This window comes from Hyphococcus formosus (assembly GCF_046736345.1).
GTDB classification, from domain to species: domain Bacteria; phylum Pseudomonadota; class Alphaproteobacteria; order Caulobacterales; family Parvularculaceae; genus Hyphococcus; species Hyphococcus formosus.
In genome coordinates this window covers 2151374-2170650 of record NZ_CP157210.1, presented here as the reverse complement: position 1 = coordinate 2170650, position 19277 = coordinate 2151374, and the positions used below count along the sequence as shown (strand labels likewise).

At 51.9% G+C, this 19277-nt stretch carries 17 protein-coding genes, 1 tRNA gene and 1 pseudogene; 15 read left to right on the top strand and 4 right to left on the bottom strand.

What is annotated here, in order from left to right:
* Nucleotides 1-94: 94 nt before the first annotated feature.
* Complete coding sequence (locus ABFZ83_RS09920) at nt 95-496, bottom strand: hypothetical protein (RefSeq protein WP_411816393.1); 402 nt, start codon at nt 494-496, stop codon at nt 95-97.
* A 244-nt stretch (nt 497-740) separates the two neighbouring features.
* Between ABFZ83_RS09920 and argE the strand changes: the two genes are divergently transcribed.
* The 3 genes from argE to ABFZ83_RS09905 all read left to right on the top strand — a co-directional run bounded on the left by argE (nt 741) and on the right by ABFZ83_RS09905 (nt 3860).
* Entirely contained in the window at nt 741-1898 is a 1158-nt protein-coding gene (gene argE / locus ABFZ83_RS09915; RefSeq protein ID WP_411816392.1) for an acetylornithine deacetylase, read from the top strand.
* A gap of 33 nt (nt 1899-1931) precedes the next feature.
* The gene (locus tag ABFZ83_RS09910; protein WP_411816391.1) at nt 1932-2321 is read left to right on the top strand and encodes an MAPEG family protein; all 390 of its coding nucleotides are present in this window, start codon (nt 1932-1934) and stop codon (nt 2319-2321) included.
* A gap of 180 nt (nt 2322-2501) precedes the next feature.
* On the top strand, nt 2502-3860 hold the full coding sequence (locus ABFZ83_RS09905) for a class I SAM-dependent methyltransferase (RefSeq protein WP_411816390.1): 1359 nt from the start codon (nt 2502-2504) through the stop codon (nt 3858-3860).
* Here ABFZ83_RS09905 and ABFZ83_RS09900 read toward each other — a convergent pair.
* Nucleotides 3857-4600 (bottom strand): metallophosphoesterase family protein, encoded by a 744-nt coding sequence (locus tag ABFZ83_RS09900; RefSeq protein WP_411816389.1) that lies wholly within the window; start codon nt 4598-4600, stop codon nt 3857-3859. The two genes, ABFZ83_RS09905 and ABFZ83_RS09900, sit on opposite strands and share 4 nt — an antisense overlap.
* 110 nt (nt 4601-4710) lie before the next feature.
* On the opposite strand from ABFZ83_RS09900, the gene galE reads away from it, so the two are divergent.
* The 4 genes from galE (at nt 4711) to ABFZ83_RS09880 (ending at nt 8087) form a co-directional block, all read left to right on the top strand.
* Nucleotides 4711-5706, top strand: coding sequence for a UDP-glucose 4-epimerase GalE (gene galE / locus ABFZ83_RS09895; RefSeq protein ID WP_411816388.1), 996 nt, complete (start codon nt 4711-4713; stop codon nt 5704-5706).
* Complete coding sequence (locus ABFZ83_RS09890) at nt 5703-6116, top strand: VanZ family protein (protein ID WP_411816387.1); 414 nt, start codon at nt 5703-5705, stop codon at nt 6114-6116. The genes galE and ABFZ83_RS09890 overlap by 4 nt, the downstream gene beginning before the upstream one ends.
* Nucleotides 6113-6886, top strand: coding sequence for a 3-deoxy-manno-octulosonate cytidylyltransferase (kdsB, locus tag ABFZ83_RS09885; protein ID WP_411816386.1), 774 nt, complete (start codon nt 6113-6115; stop codon nt 6884-6886). The genes ABFZ83_RS09890 and kdsB overlap by 4 nt, the downstream gene beginning before the upstream one ends.
* Before the next feature lie 391 nt (nt 6887-7277).
* Entirely contained in the window at nt 7278-8087 is an 810-nt protein-coding gene (locus ABFZ83_RS09880) for a TerC family protein (RefSeq protein WP_411816385.1), read from the top strand.
* Nucleotides 8088-8124: 37 nt separating this feature from the next.
* Here the strand turns inward: ABFZ83_RS09880 and ABFZ83_RS09875 are convergent, their stop codons facing one another.
* Nucleotides 8125-8397: a hypothetical protein gene (locus ABFZ83_RS09875; RefSeq protein WP_411816384.1), complete on the bottom strand. Its 273-nt coding sequence runs from the start codon at nt 8395-8397 to the stop codon at nt 8125-8127.
* Between the two features lie 179 nt (nt 8398-8576).
* Here ABFZ83_RS09875 and ABFZ83_RS09870 point away from each other — a divergent pair.
* A tRNA-Ser gene (locus ABFZ83_RS09870) sits at nt 8577-8666 on the top strand.
* 1156 nt (nt 8667-9822) lie between these two features.
* Here ABFZ83_RS09870 and ABFZ83_RS09865 read toward each other — a convergent pair.
* A pseudogene (locus tag ABFZ83_RS09865) lies at nt 9823-9984 on the bottom strand (transposase); the annotation flags it as partial.
* 247 nt (nt 9985-10231) lie between these two features.
* Here ABFZ83_RS09865 and ABFZ83_RS09860 point away from each other — a divergent pair.
* From ABFZ83_RS09860 to ABFZ83_RS09830, 7 genes are all read left to right on the top strand, one after another.
* Nucleotides 10232-11143 (top strand): hypothetical protein, encoded by a 912-nt coding sequence (locus ABFZ83_RS09860; RefSeq protein WP_411816383.1) that lies wholly within the window; start codon nt 10232-10234, stop codon nt 11141-11143.
* 361 nt (nt 11144-11504) lie between these two features.
* Nucleotides 11505-12227, top strand: coding sequence for an RNA polymerase sigma factor (locus ABFZ83_RS09855; RefSeq protein WP_411816382.1), 723 nt, complete (start codon nt 11505-11507; stop codon nt 12225-12227).
* 41 nt (nt 12228-12268) lie between these two features.
* Nucleotides 12269-13057: a GTP cyclohydrolase FolE2 gene (gene folE2, locus ABFZ83_RS09850; protein WP_411818822.1), complete on the top strand. Its 789-nt coding sequence runs from the start codon at nt 12269-12271 to the stop codon at nt 13055-13057.
* 66 nt (nt 13058-13123) lie between these two features.
* A complete protein-coding gene (locus ABFZ83_RS09845; RefSeq protein ID WP_411816381.1) occupies nt 13124-13720 on the top strand; it encodes a ferritin-like domain-containing protein in 597 nt (198 codons plus the stop codon).
* Nucleotides 13721-13794: 74 nt separating this feature from the next.
* Nucleotides 13795-14148 carry a c-type cytochrome gene (locus ABFZ83_RS09840; RefSeq protein ID WP_411816380.1) on the top strand — a complete coding sequence of 118 codons (354 nt, stop codon included), beginning with the start codon at nt 13795-13797 and terminating at the stop codon, nt 14146-14148.
* A 24-nt stretch (nt 14149-14172) separates the two neighbouring features.
* Nucleotides 14173-14889 (top strand): CPBP family intramembrane glutamic endopeptidase, BDIM_20840 family, encoded by a 717-nt coding sequence (locus tag ABFZ83_RS09835; RefSeq protein ID WP_411816379.1) that lies wholly within the window; start codon nt 14173-14175, stop codon nt 14887-14889.
* Between the two features lie 237 nt (nt 14890-15126).
* Nucleotides 15127-19266 carry an amino acid adenylation domain-containing protein gene (locus ABFZ83_RS09830; RefSeq protein ID WP_411816378.1) on the top strand — a complete coding sequence of 1380 codons (4140 nt, stop codon included), beginning with the start codon at nt 15127-15129 and terminating at the stop codon, nt 19264-19266.
* Nucleotides 19267-19277 lie beyond the last annotated feature (11 nt).

The window sequence follows — 19277 nt, the reverse complement described above, 5'->3', positions numbered from 1 at the left end:
AGTGAGATGAGCCATTTTCGTGTCAAGAAATTTTGTGTTTTTTTATTGTTCGTTTACACGCATCAAGATATGGGGAAATTGTGCTGACGTTTGGTCAGCGTTTTACGGGGACTATCTCAATGTTGAAAGCAAAGAAAAAGACGGCGAAGACCGCCGCAAAACGGAAGACGGCAAAAGCCAAACCAGCCGCGAAGAAAAAAGCTGTAAACGCGAAAGCGAAGCCAGCAGCGAAAAAGAAAGCGGTAAAAGCCAAAGCAAAACCTGCGGCGAAAAAAGCGACAAGAAAAACGGCCGCTAAAAAGACCGCAGCGAAAAAAACCACTGCAAAGAAAACAACTGCGAAAAAAGCGCCTGCGAAACGTAAGGCTCCTGCTAAGCGTAAAACTGCGGCGAAGACGAAACTTAAAGTCGTCAGAAAACCTGCTGCTAAAAAAGCGGCGAAAAAAACAGCGAAAAAAACCACTGCTAAAAAGACTGCTGCGAAAAAGACAGCCAAGAAAACTGTCGCAAAACGCAGAACGATTAAGCGCCGGAAAGCCGCTTAATTACTGTTGTGTGTTGTTGATGCCCCGGCCTTTTGTGTCGGGGTATCCACACCGTTTAAGGCTTGGCCTGGCAAGCGGGCCGCCAATGCCCAAAGCCGCTAATCCCGCGATATACCTCATCAAATTCATGTGAAAATTCGCGTGCTACCGCATGACATCTTGCCTTGCGGCGGTTTCCTGCGCAGTGTCATCCGCATGAATGACATTAAAGACCAATTAGACTGGATCTCCCGCCTTGTTGCCTTCGACACAACGTCGTCGGTATCGAATCTCGCCTTGATCGAAGACGTCGAAGCCTATCTTCATGATCACGGCGTTGAGACGTTTCGTGTTGCAAATGACGACGGCACGAAAGCAAATCTTTATGCGCTGGTCGGGCCAAAGGTGCCGGGCGGGGTTGTCTTATCCGGGCATACGGATGTTGTACCCGTCGCCGGACAAGATTGGGATAGCGATCCTTTTCAGGTGATCGAAAAAGACGACCGGCTTTATGGCCGGGGCGTTGCGGATATGAAAACATTTTCCGCGATTGGTTTGTCATTGGTGCCTGAGATGTTGTCGGCCAATCTCAAACGCCCAATTATTTTTGCGCTCTCTTATGACGAAGAGATCGGATGCCTCGGTGCGCCGCGTATGATTTCAGAGATCGTTGAGAAATTACCAAAACCCGATGCTGTGATCGTCGGCGAGCCGACCAGTATGAAAGTGATCGATGGTCACAAAGGGATTGCGTCTTTCCGCGTAAAAGTCACCGGTTACACGACCCATTCCAGTCAGACAGATCGCGGCGTTTCTGCGGTGGAGGCTGCGGCCAAGCTCATCAATAAAGTTGCGGAAATGCGCGCCGTCAGGGCCGCACGCGCAGATGAAAATTCACCGTTTGATCCGCCCTATTCTACCATGACAGTCAATGTCGTTCATGGCGGGACGCAACTTAATATCATGGCCGGTGAAGCCTATTTTGAATGGGATATGCGCGTTGTACCGGGCGATTCCCGCGAAGACATCATCGAAGAGTTCACCGAATATGCGCGCGGTGTCGAAGCCGAGATGCGAACCAAAGCATCGGGCTGCCGCGTAGAAATCGAACAAATGACCAATGCGCCGTCGCTTGCACCGCAGGCAGATAATATGGCGGCAGATATAGCCAAAGCGATCACAGGACATAACAGCACTGACGTCGTTGGCTATGCGGCAGAAGCCGGGCAGTTTCAGGAAGCCGGATTATCTGTCGTTATTTGCGGGCCGGGATCGATTGATCAGGCACATCAGGCAAATGAATTCATCACCCTTGAGCAAGTGCGCGAGGGTACAAAATTCATGCGCCGTCTGATTGGACGATTAAGCGCCTAAACCAATAGCAGTCAAAAAAAGGAGTGCGCTCTAATGTCGTTACTAGAAGCTGCTGCGTTGTGGGTCGGTTTGAATGCGTTGTTACTTATTGTCTTGAGTGGCCGCGTTGGTATGGCCAGGATGAAAAATCAGGTCAATCTCGGTGATGGTGATAACCCGGCGATGCTGAAGGCCATTCGGACGCAGGGAAATTACATTGAATATGCGCCAGCGGCTCTCGGCGGCCTTGTGTTGCTCGCACTGTTGAATGCTCCGATTGCGTTAATTCATACGTTGGGTGCGTTGTTCTTTTTGGCGAGGCTTTCTCATCTTGCTGGCCTTGGTATGGGCGTCTGGTCACAGGGCCGGATGTTGGGCACGGTCGGAACGATGCTCACATTGCTGATCACTGGCATTTCGTTGATATATCTTGCGATATTCTAAACCCGGTTATGGGCGCGGCCAGCAATTCGCAGCCGCGCCTTAATACTTTGTTCAACTGTGTAACCGAAACCTGTCTAAGTATATAAAATTAAAAGGCTTTTTCGCTAATTTTACAGTCTGTTTACGGTGTGCTGCGACGCTCTGCGGGTAATAACCTGTTCAAGAAAGGCAGCGCATTCCGTGAAAGCAATAACGCAATGCCGCGCATGCGGATCAAAAGCCCTGACACCGGCATTTTCGATGTCAGTGGGTGGCGCATCAAAAACAATTTTGCGCAAACGCGCCGTCTCATCTGATTATGTTCTTTGCGACCCATCGCGCGATGCGCGCGCATGTGGTTTGCTTCAGGCGGCTCATGCGGATGAATGTGCAGAACACACGCCCTCGGGGCGCCATGCGTCGAACCGCGATCATCTTCGTTCAGTCGCAACCGAAGCGCTTGAATTGATCTCGGGCCGCGACTGCGCGGCGCTGGATCTTGGCTGCAATGACGGGACGCTGTTGTCTTTCTATCCCCGTTGGGTTGATCGATACGGCATTGACACCTCCGATCATATCGAAGAGATCGGCGAGTGGGCATGGACCGGAAAAGCACCATTCCCGTCGCAAGAAATAGACGCGGCTTTTGGCGACAAGAAATTCGACATCATCACCGCCGTTTCATTTTTCGAACACCTGAATGATCCGCGCGCAACGTTGAAGCGGATTAAATCATTGCTCGCTGACGATGGCGTGTTCGCGCTGGAAACGCTTTATGCGCCGGTGATTTTGACCCGCAATTGCGTCGAGACGCTCCATTCAAATGTGCGAGCAATATATTCGCTGTCTGTGCTTGAATGTCTTCTGCGCGAAGCGGGGCTGAAAGTATTCAAAGGGTCGCTGACGTCAAAAGAAGGCGGTTCAATCCGGCTTTTTGCAACTCATGATACCTATGACCAATATGATTTTGATCCGTGGTATGAGCGTTTAGCCCGTCTGTGGGACGAGGAAAACGCATTAGCCATGCGTGCGGTTCAGCCCTATCAATCTTTTGAACAACGGGCGAATGAAGTCCGCCTTGATATGGTCGAGATGCTCGACGACATCGCCAATCGCGGCGAGTGCGTTCATATCCTGGGCGCGGATGCGCAAACGCAAAGCTTTATGCGTTGGGTCGGATCTTCCGCAAAAACAATTACGGCCGCCGTCGATACGAATGTGGCAAGAGAGTGCGATACCCTAGGCGAAAAAGGACCGCGGGTGATCTCCGAACAGGAATGCCGCGCGTCAGAGCCGGATTACCTGATTGCGCCATCGCGGTATAAGCGCGAGATCATGGAAACATGGCGCGAGGCCGTGATGCTCGGGGCGCAACTGATTTTCGTATCGCCTACACCGCATATTGTAACGGCGATGAACTTCTCTTCTGAGTATGGCAAAGTGATCAATAATGGTGATAGCCCGGCGGGCACGCAAACCTTGCGGACTATCCTTGCCGCAGCCGGTGGGCCACGTTTGATCTCAGACAATCCCGATCATGTTAAGGTCGTAAACGGCTAATTTGCATCAATCGTCAAAAACCGTCGTGTGGTTCCTTCGAGCGCCACGGCGGTTAACATGCCGCCGTAACAAGCGCCTGTATCAATAGCGATCCGCCAACCCGCATCGATGGGTTTGTCTTCCGGGTGGTGGCCGTGAACCACCACATGTTCGGGGCGTTCTGATGCGGCCGCGTTATGAAATCGCTTTCTGATCCACATCAAATCCATCGGGTCTTGTTCCTTTAGGGGAACACCCGGGCGCACGCCCGCATGGACGAATAAATAGTCGCCTTCAACATGGTAAAGATCGAGCGCCCGATAAAAGCGCAGATGTTCGGCGGGCATTTGCTCAATGAACTCAGCCGCGATGGCATCGGGCGTTTTCGCAACCGGGTCGATCCCGTAACTTTCAAGCGTTTCATCCCCGCCCCAGTCGAGCCAGTGCGCTAAATCTTCTGGCGCATCAAGAAAGTCGAGCATGCTCGCTTCGTGATTGCCCTTCAGAAAATAGGTCTCAACATTGCTTGTCTTTAATTCAAGCAACCGGTCGATCACCGCGCGACTATCTGGCCCGCGGTCGATATAATCTCCTAAAAAGACCAAGGTTGCATTTGCGAGATCGTCAATATCGTCGGCAATTGTATCAAGCAGGGACGTCAGCATTTCTGCGCATCCGTGAATGTCGCCAATTGCGTAAACACGCTTGCCTTCCGGTATGGCGGCATTGCTTTTTTCGCGCTTGAAAATTTTTCCCAGCATAGCGGCCTGACTTAAGAGTTTCTTCGAGAGGCAGTACAAACAGTCATATGAACAGGCTATAAGGGAAGTGACAATGAATCCCTAGGATTAAAAGATCGGAAGGTTGTTCAATGAGTGTTCTGGTGACGGGCGGGGCTGGTTATATCGGTGCCCACATGCTTTTGGCGTTGAAAGACGCCGGTGAAAGCGCCGTTGCACTTGATAATCTCTCAACCGGCGCGCGATGGTTAACGCCTGATGGTATTCCCTTTGTCGAAGCCGATGTGGGGGATGAAGCCGCGTTGGCAAAGGTTTTCCGGGATCATAATATTGGCGAAGTGATCCATTTCGCCGGGTCCATTCTGGTATCCGAATCCCTGCGGCACCCGCTCGATTATTACCAGAACAATACCGCCAACACGATGACGCTGTTAAAGGCGTGTGTTGCTGCGGGGATTAAGCGATTTATTTTTTCATCGACCGCGTCGGTTTATGGCACGCCCGAGCGTGTACCGGTTTCGGAACAGGCACCGATACGGTCGATTTCGCCCTATGGCGCGTCAATGTCCATGAGCGAGCGCATCTTGCAAGATGCGGCGACGGCCCATGACATGTCCTATGTGACGCTGCGTTATTTCAATGTCGCGGGTGCTGATCCAAAAGGCCGCGCCGGTGAAATCGGCAAGCCCACACATCTGATCAAAGCGGCCGCACAAATTGCGCTTGGCCTACGTCAGGAAAAGCTCAAAATCTATGGCAATGATTATCCGACCCCGGACGGAACCGCGATCCGGGATTATGTCCATGTAAGCGATCTTGCCCAGGCCCATTTGGCCGCGCTTGAACGGTTGCGCAATCAGGGAAGCTCAATCACGCTCAATTGCGGTTACGGACAGGGGCAATCCGTTTTCGAGGTCGTTGACGCCTTCAGGCGCGTAACCGGCGAAGCGATGGATTATGAAATTGCGCCACGCCGGGCGGGCGACCCGCCGCAGTTAATCGCCGACAATGCGGCAATCCGAACGGTTCTCGATTGGCGCCCCCGCTATGATGATATCGATTTTATCGTAAAGACAGCAATTGATTGGGAGCAACAGGTCGGCAAGCGTCAGGGAAATGCCGCATGATGACAGCGCGTCGATGGGCGCGGGTCTTATTCGTGTGCCTGTTTATTGTCGTAACTTTCCTGACATTAACGCCCAATCCTGACGATACCGAAGCAGGCTTTGCGTTTACGCGCCTATTGGCGAGCGCGCTTTTTGGGAATGCGGCGTTTGCGGATAAAATTGCGCATTTTTTGGCCTATGGCGCATTGGGGACCAGTGCCTATTGGGCGCAAATTGAACTCTTTGCGCGGCGGTGGATGATCTTGATACTCCTGCCGCTCTACGGCGTGCTGCTCGAAGGCTTACAAGGATTAGGCGGGGTGCGCTCGCCCGAAATCGCTGATGCTGTGGCGAATGGATTGGGTGCATTTTGCGGCTTTTTATTCGGTTATCTCTGTGTCGTCGCATATTCTAAGGTTCGAGCATCGTGAAAACCGCAATTGTCATTCCTGCGCGATATGGCTCTACGCGCCTGCCCGGAAAGCCGCTACTTGACCGGACGGGCAAGCCTTTGATCCGTCATGTTTATGAGCGCGCCCAATCGGTCATCAATGCTGACCGGGTTGTTGTCGCAACAGACGATCAGCGCATTTTCGATTGCGTCAAAGGGTTTGGCGGCGAAGTAATCATGACCCGGGCGGATCATGAAACCGGCAGTGGCCGTGTCGCCGAAGCCGCTGAAAATCTTGATGCGGATATCATCATCAACCTGCAAGGGGATGAGCCGGAGGTTGAGCCCGATTATATTGATCGATTGATAAACCTTCATGCCAGTTCGGATGCGTTTGCATCGACATTGGCGTGCCGCTTTGCGCAAGGCGCAGACCATGGGCCGGGCTCACCGGATGATCCTTCTGCGGTGAAGGCGATATTGGGCGCGGATATCGGGACAAACACCTATTGGGCGCGCTATTTCACGCGTTATCTTTATCCGTGTCCGCGCGACGAGCAGGGTAACATTAAAACGCCCACTGATTATTTCTTGCATGTGGGGATTTACGCCTTTTCCAAACAAAGCCTGAAGGCATTTGCGAATGCGCCCGCCGGCGCGTTGGAAAAAATTGAGCGGCTTGAGCAATTACGCATTCTTGAGATGGGGCAGGCAATTGCGATTGCGCTTGTGCCGAATGCAGCACCGGGCATTGATACGCCAGCGGATTATGAGGCATTCGTAAAGCGTTGGAATGAAGGCGTCGCCTGACTGTCTGGGTGCTTGGGGTGCCGACAGGGGGCGGCGACGCCTTCGGCCGTTACGGTTTAAGCAAGGGAAGTGTAGGCGTATAACGCCGGGTAAACCGCAGCAGCGAGTACGCTCACTGTTGTGACGATTGCCAGGATGCGGGCCATGGGTTTCTCTCCGTTTGTTCTTGCGTCATGGAATTAATACCGAAGAGGTTCTTTGCCTAGGTGCCTTGGTCGCTGCTCGTCGCAGCAAAAAATCACTCCGTCGAAAGACCAATTTTCCGATTTCGCCTTGTCGCAATGGAACGGCGGCTCGCCGCAAGGGTTGGCACAGCCAATGCCAAAGTGGGCTTGCGTGCCTACGCCGAAACATGGCCCATTGACGAATTGCAATAAAAGGGGAGCCGATCATGGAAGCGGTTTTTTCGATTGAGAATATATTCACATTGCTGATGCTGATATTGCTTCAGGCGGTGTTAGGGTTCGATAATCTCTTATATATTTCAATCGAGGCCAGCCGAACGCCAGAGCATCGGCAAAAATTTGTGCGCCGGACCGGGATCTTGCTCGCCATCGTCTTTCGTCTGGTTTTGATGTTTATCCTATTAAGCCTCATCAATGCGCTGACACATCCCTTATTCGCGATGAAGCTCCCGGGGTTTTTCGAAGCATCCTTTACCTTCCATGCGATTGTTTCGCTATTTGGGGGCGGTTTTATCATGTACACCGCCACCAAAGAGATCATGCATCTTCTCGCGGTTGAACATATCGAAAGCGTTGATGGAGATCGCAAAAAATCCGTACCGGTTGTAATTGCGACAATTGTTTTTATGAATTTGATCTTCTCGTTCGACTCGCTGCTTTCCGCGATTGCGCTAACCCATGTGATCTGGGTGATCGCAACGGCAATCATCATCAGTGGCGTGATGATGATCATGCTCGCCGATCAGGTTTCCGACTTCCTGAAAAAGAACCGAATGTTCGAGGTTATCGGCCTGTTTATTCTGTTTATCGTCGGGGTTTTGCTCCTGACCGAGGGCGGGCACCTTGCGCATATGAAGCTGTTTGATTTCGAAGTAACGGCGATGTCAAAGACCAGCTTTTACTTCGTGATTTTCGTCATGGTCGTCGTCTCTGCGGTCCAGACCCGCTATCGCAACAAGCTAGAGCGCCAGCGCGCGCGCGAGCATAGCGCAGCCCATCATGCTTCGTCCGCCTGATCAGGCGGACGGGGCGGCACCGAACGACAATTTTTGATTAGTCCATCGGGCGGAAGATCAAGGTCAGCACGACACCGATAATGCCGAGAACGCCCCAAAGCGGCAGTCCCATAATCGTGCTGATCGCCTGACTGACACCGGCGGGCGAATTCGCGGCCAAAGCCTCGCCATTGATGCCGATCAGCCCGACGACATATTCGGTGCTACGCATCACTGGCTCGCCTGCTTCCAGCGAAGCGACCCCATCAGCGCCCAATAATGCAATGGCAATCGCCACAAAAATCCAAGCGATTAAACGAAACGCAGCCATAAAGCCCCCTCGAACGGTTAACGCAACCTTACCAAAGCCAGAATAACCCGCCTTTGCCCCGCCTGCAAACCGCAATCGCAAAGAATTTCAGCCAGTTGAGGATCGGTGCCGGTTCCGTCAAAAATCAACGATTTGACCTTGCGCCAGCGGCTTGCGTGGCTATAGTCCGCCGCTCCGACGGACAGGTGGCCGAGTGGTTGAAGGCGCACGCCTGGAACGCGTGTAGGCGGGTAACCGTCTCGAGGGTTCGAATCCCTCTCTGTCCGCCAGCTGATCCATTCTCGATTTTATGTAGCAAACCCACCAAAAATATCATGGAACTAAGCGCCTGAGAATCCTAATTTCCTGTTTGTGGAAATAGTCGTCAAAAGCCGGATTAATGAGCGTCGGAATGTCGCCTCCCGCCTTCGTGACCGTGAAGACATTGCCTAGGACCTACGCACAACCGTAAGCCACATCGACGCGCGTTGTACCACTTGGGCTATCATCCAGACGAGAAGCGGCACCCGTGACGTCGATGGGAGCAAGGTTTTTTGCGATAAAAAGGGCTGGGAGAAAACCGACAAGAGGTTTAATCGGGAATTGCGGCTGAAAATATCCCGCTCCCTAGACCGACAGCGTCTTAAAGGCGTTGTCGAGCGAATAGGTAATGAAGCTATTGGGGTGTGGCGGATTGTTAGAATAAGGCGAATGCTCACTATCGCGTTGTGATATGATGAGAAATTTAAATCCTACGAAGGATCAATAGTGAGTCATCTCGCCGCAGCATTAAGTTAACCAATATTTACACTTTATTTTTTTTTTGTGTTAGTATTTGATTCGTGGGTGACGCGGTGAATCTCCATGCCGTAGGACGCTGTAAAGGCGGATCGCTATGTAGGGGAAGTTGGAGTCCCTACCCCACTATCTCGGGGCGCTCCGGAACACTGGGGCGCCCCTCGATTTCTCCTCGTACAAGAATGCCCTTTTTCGTTCTTCTTTTAACTTCGGAATTGCGTTGCTTGTAGAAGGTTGAAACCCATATTTCAGGGACTTGATTAGCTTTTTTAAGCGAGACTTGATACCAACCGGCCCGACCTGAGCGGTTTAGGTAGTAAACATCTATCCCATTTTTGCGCGCGTGATTCCGGACTATCCGCCCACGAAGTAGTGCGAGCTCTAAAACATTAAAGCACTCGAAAGTTAAATCGTGTTTTGTGATCGCTTTAAACGCAACATTATGGTGCAATAGCACGCGGTGCGAATAGGAGTTTTCTGGCCCAAATGCTATAGAGTCAAGAAATCCGACAGCGACGTAACTATTGTGGCCAAGATTACAGAACTCTTTCCAATCAATTCTATCCATTATGTAATATTTACATCGAACTACCGTTCTGCCAATACCCTTTTCACTGACGGGTGTCAGTCGCTGTCATGATGTTGCGGGTGCTGACCTGCGATCACGCGGCGAAGGCGTGAAAAGTAGCTTTCAACTTGGTTCGTGCATATTCCGTTCGCGCTATAGGCTTCGCTGTGGTTGGCGCGGCTGGCAGGGAAAATGGCAATTAGCGTATTCCAGTGTACCGCCTCGTCAGCGTGAATTTCAGCGTCATTTGTCTGCGGTGCCCCGGGGGGCGAAAATATCTTTGTACGTTCCGAGTTGTTTACCGCTCGTGCCCTGTTGCTCATTGCGCCGCTCGCCAGATCAAAACCTTCATAAAGGATGGGCATGATGCGGTGGTCGCAGATTGACTTATGCCCTCCAACTTCACTTAGTGGTGGCAAGCGTGTATCGGGTTTCGTCAACGCACTTTCAATTTTTGGGCTGGTCATCAAATTATTCGAGTGAGAAAAAATGGATTTTTCGAAACACGACCAGTTCGGCAACTTTTTGTATGCGTTTGGCGATGATGTTCCTGCCGGAATTATCAGTGGCGAAGACGTGCTTCCCCTTGAAGATAGCGGGAACCTCAGCGGCATCTTTATGCTTAGCGATAGTCTTTTGCTCGGCTACGATATTATCTGGAAATCCTACCACCCTGATTTCGTGGCGGCCGGATGGCGGCAAAACGCAAATCCGTTTCCGATGGCGCTTTGGAATGCGCGAACGGGCAAAAAGCGCTCAACCCTTCACGGGCTGCACATGGGCTCTCCGCGTGGTGCAAAGCTAATTGATGACAGACGCCTGATTACCTGGGCGCGGGATTTTCAGGTGTTCCTTTGGGATATTGAAACCGGTGAGCGATTGGCCGAATTTACCACTCCTGTTCTAACAGATGAGCATGGCTATTCGGCGGTTACGTCCCGAAATGGCGAATCCTTTACCGCCGACGATTGGCTGAATTATATTGAGGGGCAATCCGTATCCGGATTTAATGTCACGATTTATTTAAAAACCGACCCTGATGCGCCGCAAAATCGCTGCGGACCCTACAACGGCCTAAGCGGAAAAGATGTGGTGCCTCGCCGGTACCAGCCGAATCAAGGGAAATCCTTAGACAATAGTGACCTCATGCGGCGTATGCGGGACCTAGAGGAAGTGGAGGCAAGTTACGCCACCCAATTCAGACTAAGCGACGGACGATTTGGTGTTGGCGGCGCAACCCACGGCGCGTGGGAACAAGTGTTCGTATGGGACGGGTTAAAAGACCTGAGTATTCTTATTCCCAATCGGCTTGATACGAACTGTAAGATTGACGGCGAAGTCGATCCGAACACCATACGTATCGTTGACGACGCCGACATCTATTTATTCAAGGATATTTAGGCGGCTAAATTGGCTTCATTACGTCGCCCGCTCGCTGCAACAGTTTGGGGCGAGGCGGAGCTTAATCATCTTTTTTCGTTTTGCCTGCTCTCGATCCGCCAAAGGGTGAAGTGGGATAACCGCTTTCACGGGTGTATCAGCGTCCGGAAATACGAATGACAATTGTGAAAACGGGGCGCGCCACGCCGTTGTAACAATTATGTGATAGCGCGCTTTTTGATTTTTCAAACAAGCCATTCTCCACAACACTACCCAATGAAACCCGGATGCACGGTTTGATGCAGCCTAAAATCAGGCCGCATGAATTTCATTTCGGCGATCGGGAACTTTTCAGTTGCTGCGTGATCTAAAGGTCATGGCGATGATCAAGAAAACACTTGTTGTGCGGGATAAACCGACGGCTTCGGACCTAGAGAGCCGAACAGACAACCAGCTCGTGCAGCAGGTGTTGGCGCAAAATGATGCGACGGCTTTTGAGCTCATTATGAGGCGTCATAACCAGCGCCTTTATCGCTTGGCCCGTAGTATATTAAAGGACGCCGATGACGCGGAGGATGTTGTTCAAGAAACCTACTTGCGCGCGTTTCAAAAACTAGAGTCGTTTCGTGCTGACAGCGAATTGTCGACATGGCTATCTAGAATCGCAATTAATACCGCGTACAGACGGTTACGTCGGCGAGGGCGGGTCGTCTTCTTCGAAGATTTCGCTTCCCCCAAAAACGAAGGAGACGACCCGCATCCAGCGTTCATCGAAGGCGTTGAGTCTGAAGAACCCAGTCCAGAATTTCAAATGCAAATTACGCAATTAAGATCACTGCTCCAAGAGGCAATAGATATGCTTCCGCTTGAATTTCGGACGGTATTTGTCTTGGCAAAAGTCGACGGTCGCTCGGTGAAAGAAATAGCGACGATCCTTTCGATAAACGAACAAACCGTCAAAACAAGACTTCATCGCGCAAAGGCAAAGTTGCGTACGAATATTGGCGACGCATTCGAAGATATAGCGCCAAGTGTTCATCAATTTGATGGGGCGCGATGTGATCGTATCGTTGCCTCCGTACTCATTGCACTGACGAACAGTTAAGAAGGACACAAAGCACAGTGAACTATTATTCAAGCAACGGCATCACCCCTGTAAACTTGCCTGATATCCAACATATGAACGACAACCGAAACGTCGCGATAGACAAGGTTGGCGTCAAGCGCCTTCGCTATCCCGTCACAATTTTATCCGAACAGGGTGACGTTGCCACTGTGGGTGAGTTTTCGATGTCGGTCTCTCTCCCCGCTGAGAAAAAAGGCACGCATATGTCTCGCTTTCTGGAGGAGTTGGAGCGGATATCAGGGGCGATGACGCAAGACCATTTTATCGACCTTGCGAGAGATGTCGCAAGTCGTCTCGACGCTGCGTCTTGCGAGTTAGAAGTGAAATTTCCCTTCTTTATCCAAAAAGTGGCACCGGTTTCGAATGTTGTAAGCAATTTGGATATGGACGTTGTTTGGCGTGTCGTAATTGACGGCGAAAACAGCCCTGCGTTCTCGGTCACAACCGTTGTTCCCGCGACGAGCCTTTGCCCATGTTCGAAAAAAATATCGGAATATGGCGCGCATAATCAACGTTCGCTCATATCAATCACCGCAACATTGCGCGGCAGCGTTTCTATCGAGACCCTGGTTTCAATTGCGCAGGAGGCGGCCTCATGTGAGGTGTACGGAATTTTGAAAAGACCAGACGAGAAATATGTCACTGAACGCGCTTATGACAACCCGAAATTTGTGGAAGACATTGTGCGCGACGTAACGGTCGCATTGCGCCAAGATAAGCGTATCGCCCGATTTGTCGTGGAAGTGGAGAATTTTGAATCGATTCACAATCACTCCGCCTATGCGATGGTGGCGGAGCAAGCTTGCTGATTTTGCGTGAAGGGCGCGCAAACAAAAGCAGAAAACTCAATACCATGATTGGATTACGGAGGAAAAATGAATCAGAAATTTATATCAGATAATTCACGCAACAGACGCGACGTCCTTCGTCGGGGTGCGGCGACCACATTAAGCCTCGCGGGGTTGAGTGTGTTGGCTGGTGGTTCCGTCAAAGCCGCAAGTGCCGACAAAGGCATGAACAATCCTGAAGCCGATGTTCAGCTAATAAACACCGCGTTGTCGCTTGAACATGAGGGAATAGCGGCATACCAGATCGCTGCGGAGAGCGGTCTGCTGGAGACATCGGTGCTCGAGGTCGGCGTGCTCTTTCAGGGGCACCATAAGGGGCATCGTGATGAGCTGATCAATGCGATCGAAACATTAGGTGGTCAGCCCGTTGAGGCGAAACCAATAGCGGAATACATCAAGTCATTAGAGGTCGAGAAGCTAACGTCCCAGACGGATGTTTTGAATCTGGCGCTGCGCTTGGAACTGGGGGCGGCGAATGCCTATCTCGGTGTCATTCCGGCGCTACATCATCCTGACTATGGTCATCTTTTTGCGCGGCTCGCTGCTGATGAAGCGATGCATTGGACGGCGCTGACTGGAGCTTTGGGTAAGAGCCTCCCAGCGAATGCCTTGTATTTTGGATGAGGAAGCAGGTCGTTAAAGGCGAAGCGATGTCCAGATTGATGCCGGCGGCTACGGCTATCATAGCAATAATAATCTTGAGCGGAGCACGAGCAGAAACGCCTGCATTGGAAACAGGCGATTCTGCTCGTGGTGAAGTCTTGTATCAACAGCGATGCGGGGCGTGTCATTCGCTTAATCAAAACCGCATCGGCCCGATGCACAAAAGTGTTTACGGTAGCAAATCAGCAAGTGTGGAGGGCTTTCCCTATTCGCAGGCGCTGCGTGATCTCAATGTCACTTGGCAGGCCGCGCAATTGGATCGCTGGTTGCAAAACCCAACAGAAATGGCACCAGGCACGCGGATGGGGTTTCGTTTGCGTGATGCGCAGGCGCGCGCAGATATAATCGCATACCTAAAGACTATATCCGAAAAGACTCCCTCGGATTAGCGTTCAACCAAAACAGGCAATGATATGCACCACGAATTTATTCTCTCGCTTGGGCAGATACTGATAATAGCGGTTTTCGGGCTAATGGGGGCAGTGGTGTTTCGGCGATCATTCCGGCCTTTATGGTTTGTTGGCGCGTTATCGCTCTACGTTTTGTATAATTTCCTTCTCACGCGCGCTTATTTCGCGATCCCAAATTTCCCGCCCGAGGCTGATTGGAACTGGCTCGGAAAAATCATGTCATTGGCAGGGATGATGTTGGTGGCCTTGTTACCCGTTTTCGGATTGAAACGTGCGGGTATTACCTTGCGCCAAAATCCTCATATTTGGACGGCTTGGCTTTTGCTGCTCTTGTTTTTTGTCTTCTTCTTTTCGCTCGCAGTGATGGGCAGTGACGGCCGCGACGATTTCGAAACAATATTGTTTCAATGGACCATGCCCGGTTTTGATGAGGAAGTGTTTTACCGCGGCGTCCTTCTTCTTGCGATGAATGAAGCCTTCCGTGACCGGATGATGGTATTAGGTGCGCCGATCGGATATGGCGGGCTGTTGACTTGTGTCTTGTTTGGATTGGCGCATGGCCTGTCTTACGGCAGTGACGGCTTTGCATTTGATTGGCCGTTTTTTGCAATCACCGGCGGGCCGTCAGTTTTGCTCCTGTGGTTGCGAGAGAAAACCGGCAGTATTGTGATGCCTATCATCGCCCATAACGTCGCGAATGGCGCTTTCACATTATTCTAAAGCGGGATTTTAAAATAAGCGTGGGCAAGTTTTTCTTGGAAACACATAGCAACGACGATCGGTTAAACTATCGGTGCCACGTCGTTTAATCGCCCAACCATCCCGGACTGATTAGTTTACTGACGACTGGGCGCAACAATTGTCGCAAAGTCAACCGTATAACCCCTCTCGCGCCTTGACCGGCGACAATTTGTATGCTGCGATTATAGGCTAGCTGATTACATATTGGGGGTTGTTGTGGGGGGAGGCCACAGAGGCATCACGCCGCCGGTCTTTCCGGCTGCGGACAAGCAGCGTATTCTGGTGGGAGGAGCGAAGGCACTCGGCACCAAGCGTTCTCTTACGACAAAGAATCCCCTTACGGACCGGCTTCGTTGCTTCGAAAAGGCTGATCCGACACAAGTTGACGCGCTTGGGTCGCCGCTGAACAGGCCTGCGGATCGCCGTCAACAAGAACGTTCACAGACAAGCCCACCACTACCATTATCAATCGCCCAGCGCGGTATCTGGATTGGCGAAAAAATCGCGCGCATGGGATCGATTTTCAATATCGCTGAGGCGATAGAGGTTCACGGTCCGATTGATCCTGACCTATTCGAGAAAACCATCCGGCAGTTGACGCAAGAAGCGGAAACGATGCGCGTCAATATCGTCGAAGATGCGCACGGCCCGCGTCAGGAAGTCAGGCCGATCTATCGCGGCCAAATTCCGTATAAAGATTTTAGTGAAAAGGCGGACCCCGATCAGGCGGCACGGGATTGGATGATGGAAATCGTGTGCGCCCCGTTAGATTTGGAGCGCGATGCCTTATGGACAACAGCATTAGCCAAGCTTGCCCCTGATCGTTTTTATATTCTCCAAAATGCGCATCACATTATTCTTGATGGTTTCGCCGGCGGGCTGATCGTGCGGCGGATGGCGGAAATTTATAATTGCTTGCTCGAAGGGGAGGAGCCACCCCCGAACCCCTTTAATCCGCTGCGCGTCTTGACAGAGAGCGACGCAAGCTATCGCGCATCAAAAGCGTTTGACAGAGACCGCGCCTATTGGCTAGAGCGACTATCGGATGCGCCTGACCCGGTTTCATTTGCGCAAGGGCGACAGCCGACCGCCAATGGGCTGGCGCGAGTTTCGTTCACCTTTTCATCTGACGAAACGGCGGCGGTGCGAGATCTTGCGAAAGCCTATAGCTGTTCCGTTCCGCAATTACTGATTGCGTTGTCGGCGATCTTCATTAGCAAGACCACCGGCTGCCGCGATCTGGTTTTCGGCTTGCCGGTTTCCGCGCGAACAAAGATTGCGCGAACGGTTCCGGGCATGGCAGCGAATGGCGTATTGCTCCGGTTAAAGATAAAGCCGAATACAACGTTAAAAGCCGTTGCTGAAGAAACAGCCCGCGAAGTTCGGTATGCGTTGCGCCATCAACGCTACCGGTTTGAAGATATGCGTCGCGATCTTGGAATGACCGGGCAGCATGATCACATCGCCCGGATTGCCGTGAATATCGAGCCGTTTGACTATGATTTGCGGTTTGGCGGTGCGCCCTGTAGCGCGCATAATCTCGCGAATTCGTCAGTCGAAGATATGGTGTTGTTCCACTATGACCGGGGAACTTCCCAAGGGGTCCGTGTTGATTTCGATGCTAACCCCTCGCTTTATTCGGATGATGATCTGCAAAAACATAAAGACCGATATGCGCGCTTATTGCGGTCGGTACTGGCCAATAGCGACTCCGATCTTGATGAAATCGAACTGCTCGATGAGGCCGAACGGGATACGTTAATCGCCTTGGGCCGAGGGCCTGCACGCGAAAATTCGCAACACGCGGTCTTTCAACAAATCGAAGCCAGAGCGCAGGAACACCCTAACGCAATTGCCATACGCGATGACGGAAATCTGATCACCTATAAAATCCTTCTGCGCCGCGCGAATGCGATAGCCGAAGCGCTTCGAACACGGAATATAGGGATCGGTGACATTGTGGCCCTGATGTTACCACGCGGCGAATTTTTACCGAGCGCGATGATGGCGGTTAACAAGGTTGGCGCAGCCTTCTTGCCGCTCGATCCCGCTGATCCAAAAGCGCGTCTTTGTCAGGTTCTCGAGGATTCTGGCGCGCGGGCGGTCATAGGGTGCGATCAATCAATTCAAGAGACGATCCCCGAAGACATGCCTTTCCTTGACGTAATGTCCATCAAACCGGGTGATGGGGAAGATCATGCGACCGACGAAGCGATTGCGGCTGACCGGCCAGCCTATGTGATCTATACTTCCGGCTCGACCGGCGTGCCGAAAGGTGCAGTTTTGAGCCATGGCGGCCTCATCAATATGGCCGCGACGACGATCGAACAATTTTCATTATCGCCGGACGATCGGGTCCTTTCGGTGGCGTCCCCCGCATTCGATGCGTCAATCCTTGAAATCCATGCGGCGCTGTCTGCTGGTGCATCGTTAGTCGTCGCATCACAAGAAACAGTACGCGCCCCGAGCGCGCTGGCTGAGCTTATGCGCAAAGAGCAAGCAACGATGATGCTTGCGACGCCGCCTCTATGGGATGCGTTGGTTGCGACACGCGAAGCACCATTGCAAGGCTTTAAGGCGGCGGTTGGCGGTGATGTGCTGACAAGCCGGCTTGCAAAGACGCTTCATAATTTAGGTGCAGAGGTTACCAATCTTTATGGACCGACCGAGGCGACGGTTCAGACCATCTGGCAACGGATTAATGAAGATAATTATGACGCGCCCCCAATCGGACGCCCCATCGCGAATACACAGATATATATTCTTGATGATGCGCTCCAGATGTTGCCAGCAGGTATTGCGGGCGAAATATGTATCGCCGGCGCGGCGGTAGGTCTTGGCTATTTGAATAGGCCTCAGTTAACAGCTGAAAAATTCGTCACCGGTCTTGATGGGCGAAGACTTTATCGCACCGGTGATTTAGGTCGATGGCGTGATGACGGAGCATTGGAATTTTTGGGGCGACGCGACAGCCAGTTAAAAGTCAGAGGGTTTCGGATAGAACCCGGCGAGGTAGAGGCGGCGTTTTTGTCTTGTGATGGTGTTGCCGCCGCGCATGTCAGGGCTGTGTCTTGCCCTCAGGGCGGTAAGCGTCTTGCGGCGTATATCGCGGAAAAGCCTGGCGCGCAGTTAGATAAAGCGGTCTTGCGAAATTCGGTTTCGCAAACTTTGCCTGCGCATTTGGTCCCGGCTGCGATATTTATCCTTGATGCGTTGCCGCTAAATCAGGCGGGCAAAATAAACCGGCATGCACTGCCGACGACGGATGCGAAAGCGTTGAAAGGGTATGTCGCGCCGCGTACACCCACGGAAGAAAAGCTGACAAATATCTTTGCGGAAATGTTGGGGCTGGAGAAGGTCGGGGTTGAGGACAATTTCTTTGATCTGGGTGCGGACTCCCTGACGGCGGTACAATTATTGATCGAAATCGAAACGCAATTTTCGACGAAGCTTTCCCTCGTTTCGCTTTTTGACGCGCCGACGATTGCCAACCTCGCGCGGGGAATGGACAGCGCAACCCCGCAAGATCCGTTTGGGGTCGTGTTCCCATTGCGCCGCGCGGAAAAAGGCACGCCGCTATTTTGTATTCATTCGATTGTTGGCGTCAGTTGGTCTTATGGCGGATTATTGCGTCATTTGAGTGATCATGATCCTGTCTATGGCTTGCAGGCGCGACGACTAGCGGATGCGGCTGCGCCCCAGCCACAGAGTGTCGATGATATGGCGCAAGATTATCTGAACGAGATCCGCGCAATTCAGCCGCACGGGCCTTATCGGCTTTTAGGGTGGTCATTAGGCGGTCTCGCAGCGCATGCCATTGCCGCGCGCCTGGAAGCGGAAGGCGAGGAAGTCAGCTATGTCGGTTTGCTCGACGCCTTTCCCTATGCGCAACAGATCGCCGCTACGGATCAGATTGCCGGTGACCTGATCGATATTGCCTTGCGTTTTGTGAATTACGCCCCTGAGGCGATGAAGAACAAGCCAGCGGATATGAATGCCTTGGCAGAATTTCTGTTTCAGGAATTTGATGTCTTTTCGCTACCGATTATTTCGAGAGCAGGTCTCGACGTCGAGAAGTTGCGGCAACAATTCCAGGCCGTCATCGTCAATGGATTTGAAATCGCGCGTCGCTATCGACCCCATAAAATCAAGAGCGATTTGACAATATTCAGAGCAACCGGTGATCGCCATTCGGGCTTGCGTGATGTTGTTGAGAACCATAATGGCGCATGGTCGGCCTATACGACCGGTCATGTGACCGAGCATGATGTGTCATGCACGCATTTTACAATGATGAATGCGGAGCCGTTAAATACCATCGGGCCGATCATTCGTCGCGGCCTCTCAGCGTCTTAGCCGAATAAATC

What these genes read in the sequence shown, in the direction of transcription:
- ABFZ83_RS09910 (WP_411816391.1), top strand. Translation starts at nt 1,932, where the DNA reads ATGTCGTTACTAGAAGCTGCTGCGTTGTGGGTCGGTTTGAATGCGTTG.
- ABFZ83_RS09875 (WP_411816384.1), bottom strand. Translation starts at nt 8,397, where the DNA reads ATGGCTGCGTTTCGTTTAATCGCTTGGATTTTTGTGGCGATTGCCATT.
- ABFZ83_RS09835 (WP_411816379.1), top strand. Translation starts at nt 14,173, where the DNA reads ATGCACCACGAATTTATTCTCTCGCTTGGGCAGATACTGATAATAGCG.
- ABFZ83_RS09855 (WP_411816382.1), top strand. Translation starts at nt 11,505, where the DNA reads ATGATCAAGAAAACACTTGTTGTGCGGGATAAACCGACGGCTTCGGAC.
- galE (WP_411816388.1), top strand. Translation starts at nt 4,711, where the DNA reads ATGAGTGTTCTGGTGACGGGCGGGGCTGGTTATATCGGTGCCCACATG.
- ABFZ83_RS09900 (WP_411816389.1), bottom strand. Translation starts at nt 4,600, where the DNA reads ATGCTGGGAAAAATTTTCAAGCGCGAAAAAAGCAATGCCGCCATACCG.
- ABFZ83_RS09860 (WP_411816383.1), top strand. Translation starts at nt 10,232, where the DNA reads ATGGATTTTTCGAAACACGACCAGTTCGGCAACTTTTTGTATGCGTTT.
- argE (WP_411816392.1), top strand. Translation starts at nt 741, where the DNA reads ATGAATGACATTAAAGACCAATTAGACTGGATCTCCCGCCTTGTTGCC.
- ABFZ83_RS09880 (WP_411816385.1), top strand. Translation starts at nt 7,278, where the DNA reads ATGGAAGCGGTTTTTTCGATTGAGAATATATTCACATTGCTGATGCTG.
- ABFZ83_RS09845 (WP_411816381.1), top strand. Translation starts at nt 13,124, where the DNA reads ATGAATCAGAAATTTATATCAGATAATTCACGCAACAGACGCGACGTC.
- ABFZ83_RS09890 (WP_411816387.1), top strand. Translation starts at nt 5,703, where the DNA reads ATGATGACAGCGCGTCGATGGGCGCGGGTCTTATTCGTGTGCCTGTTT.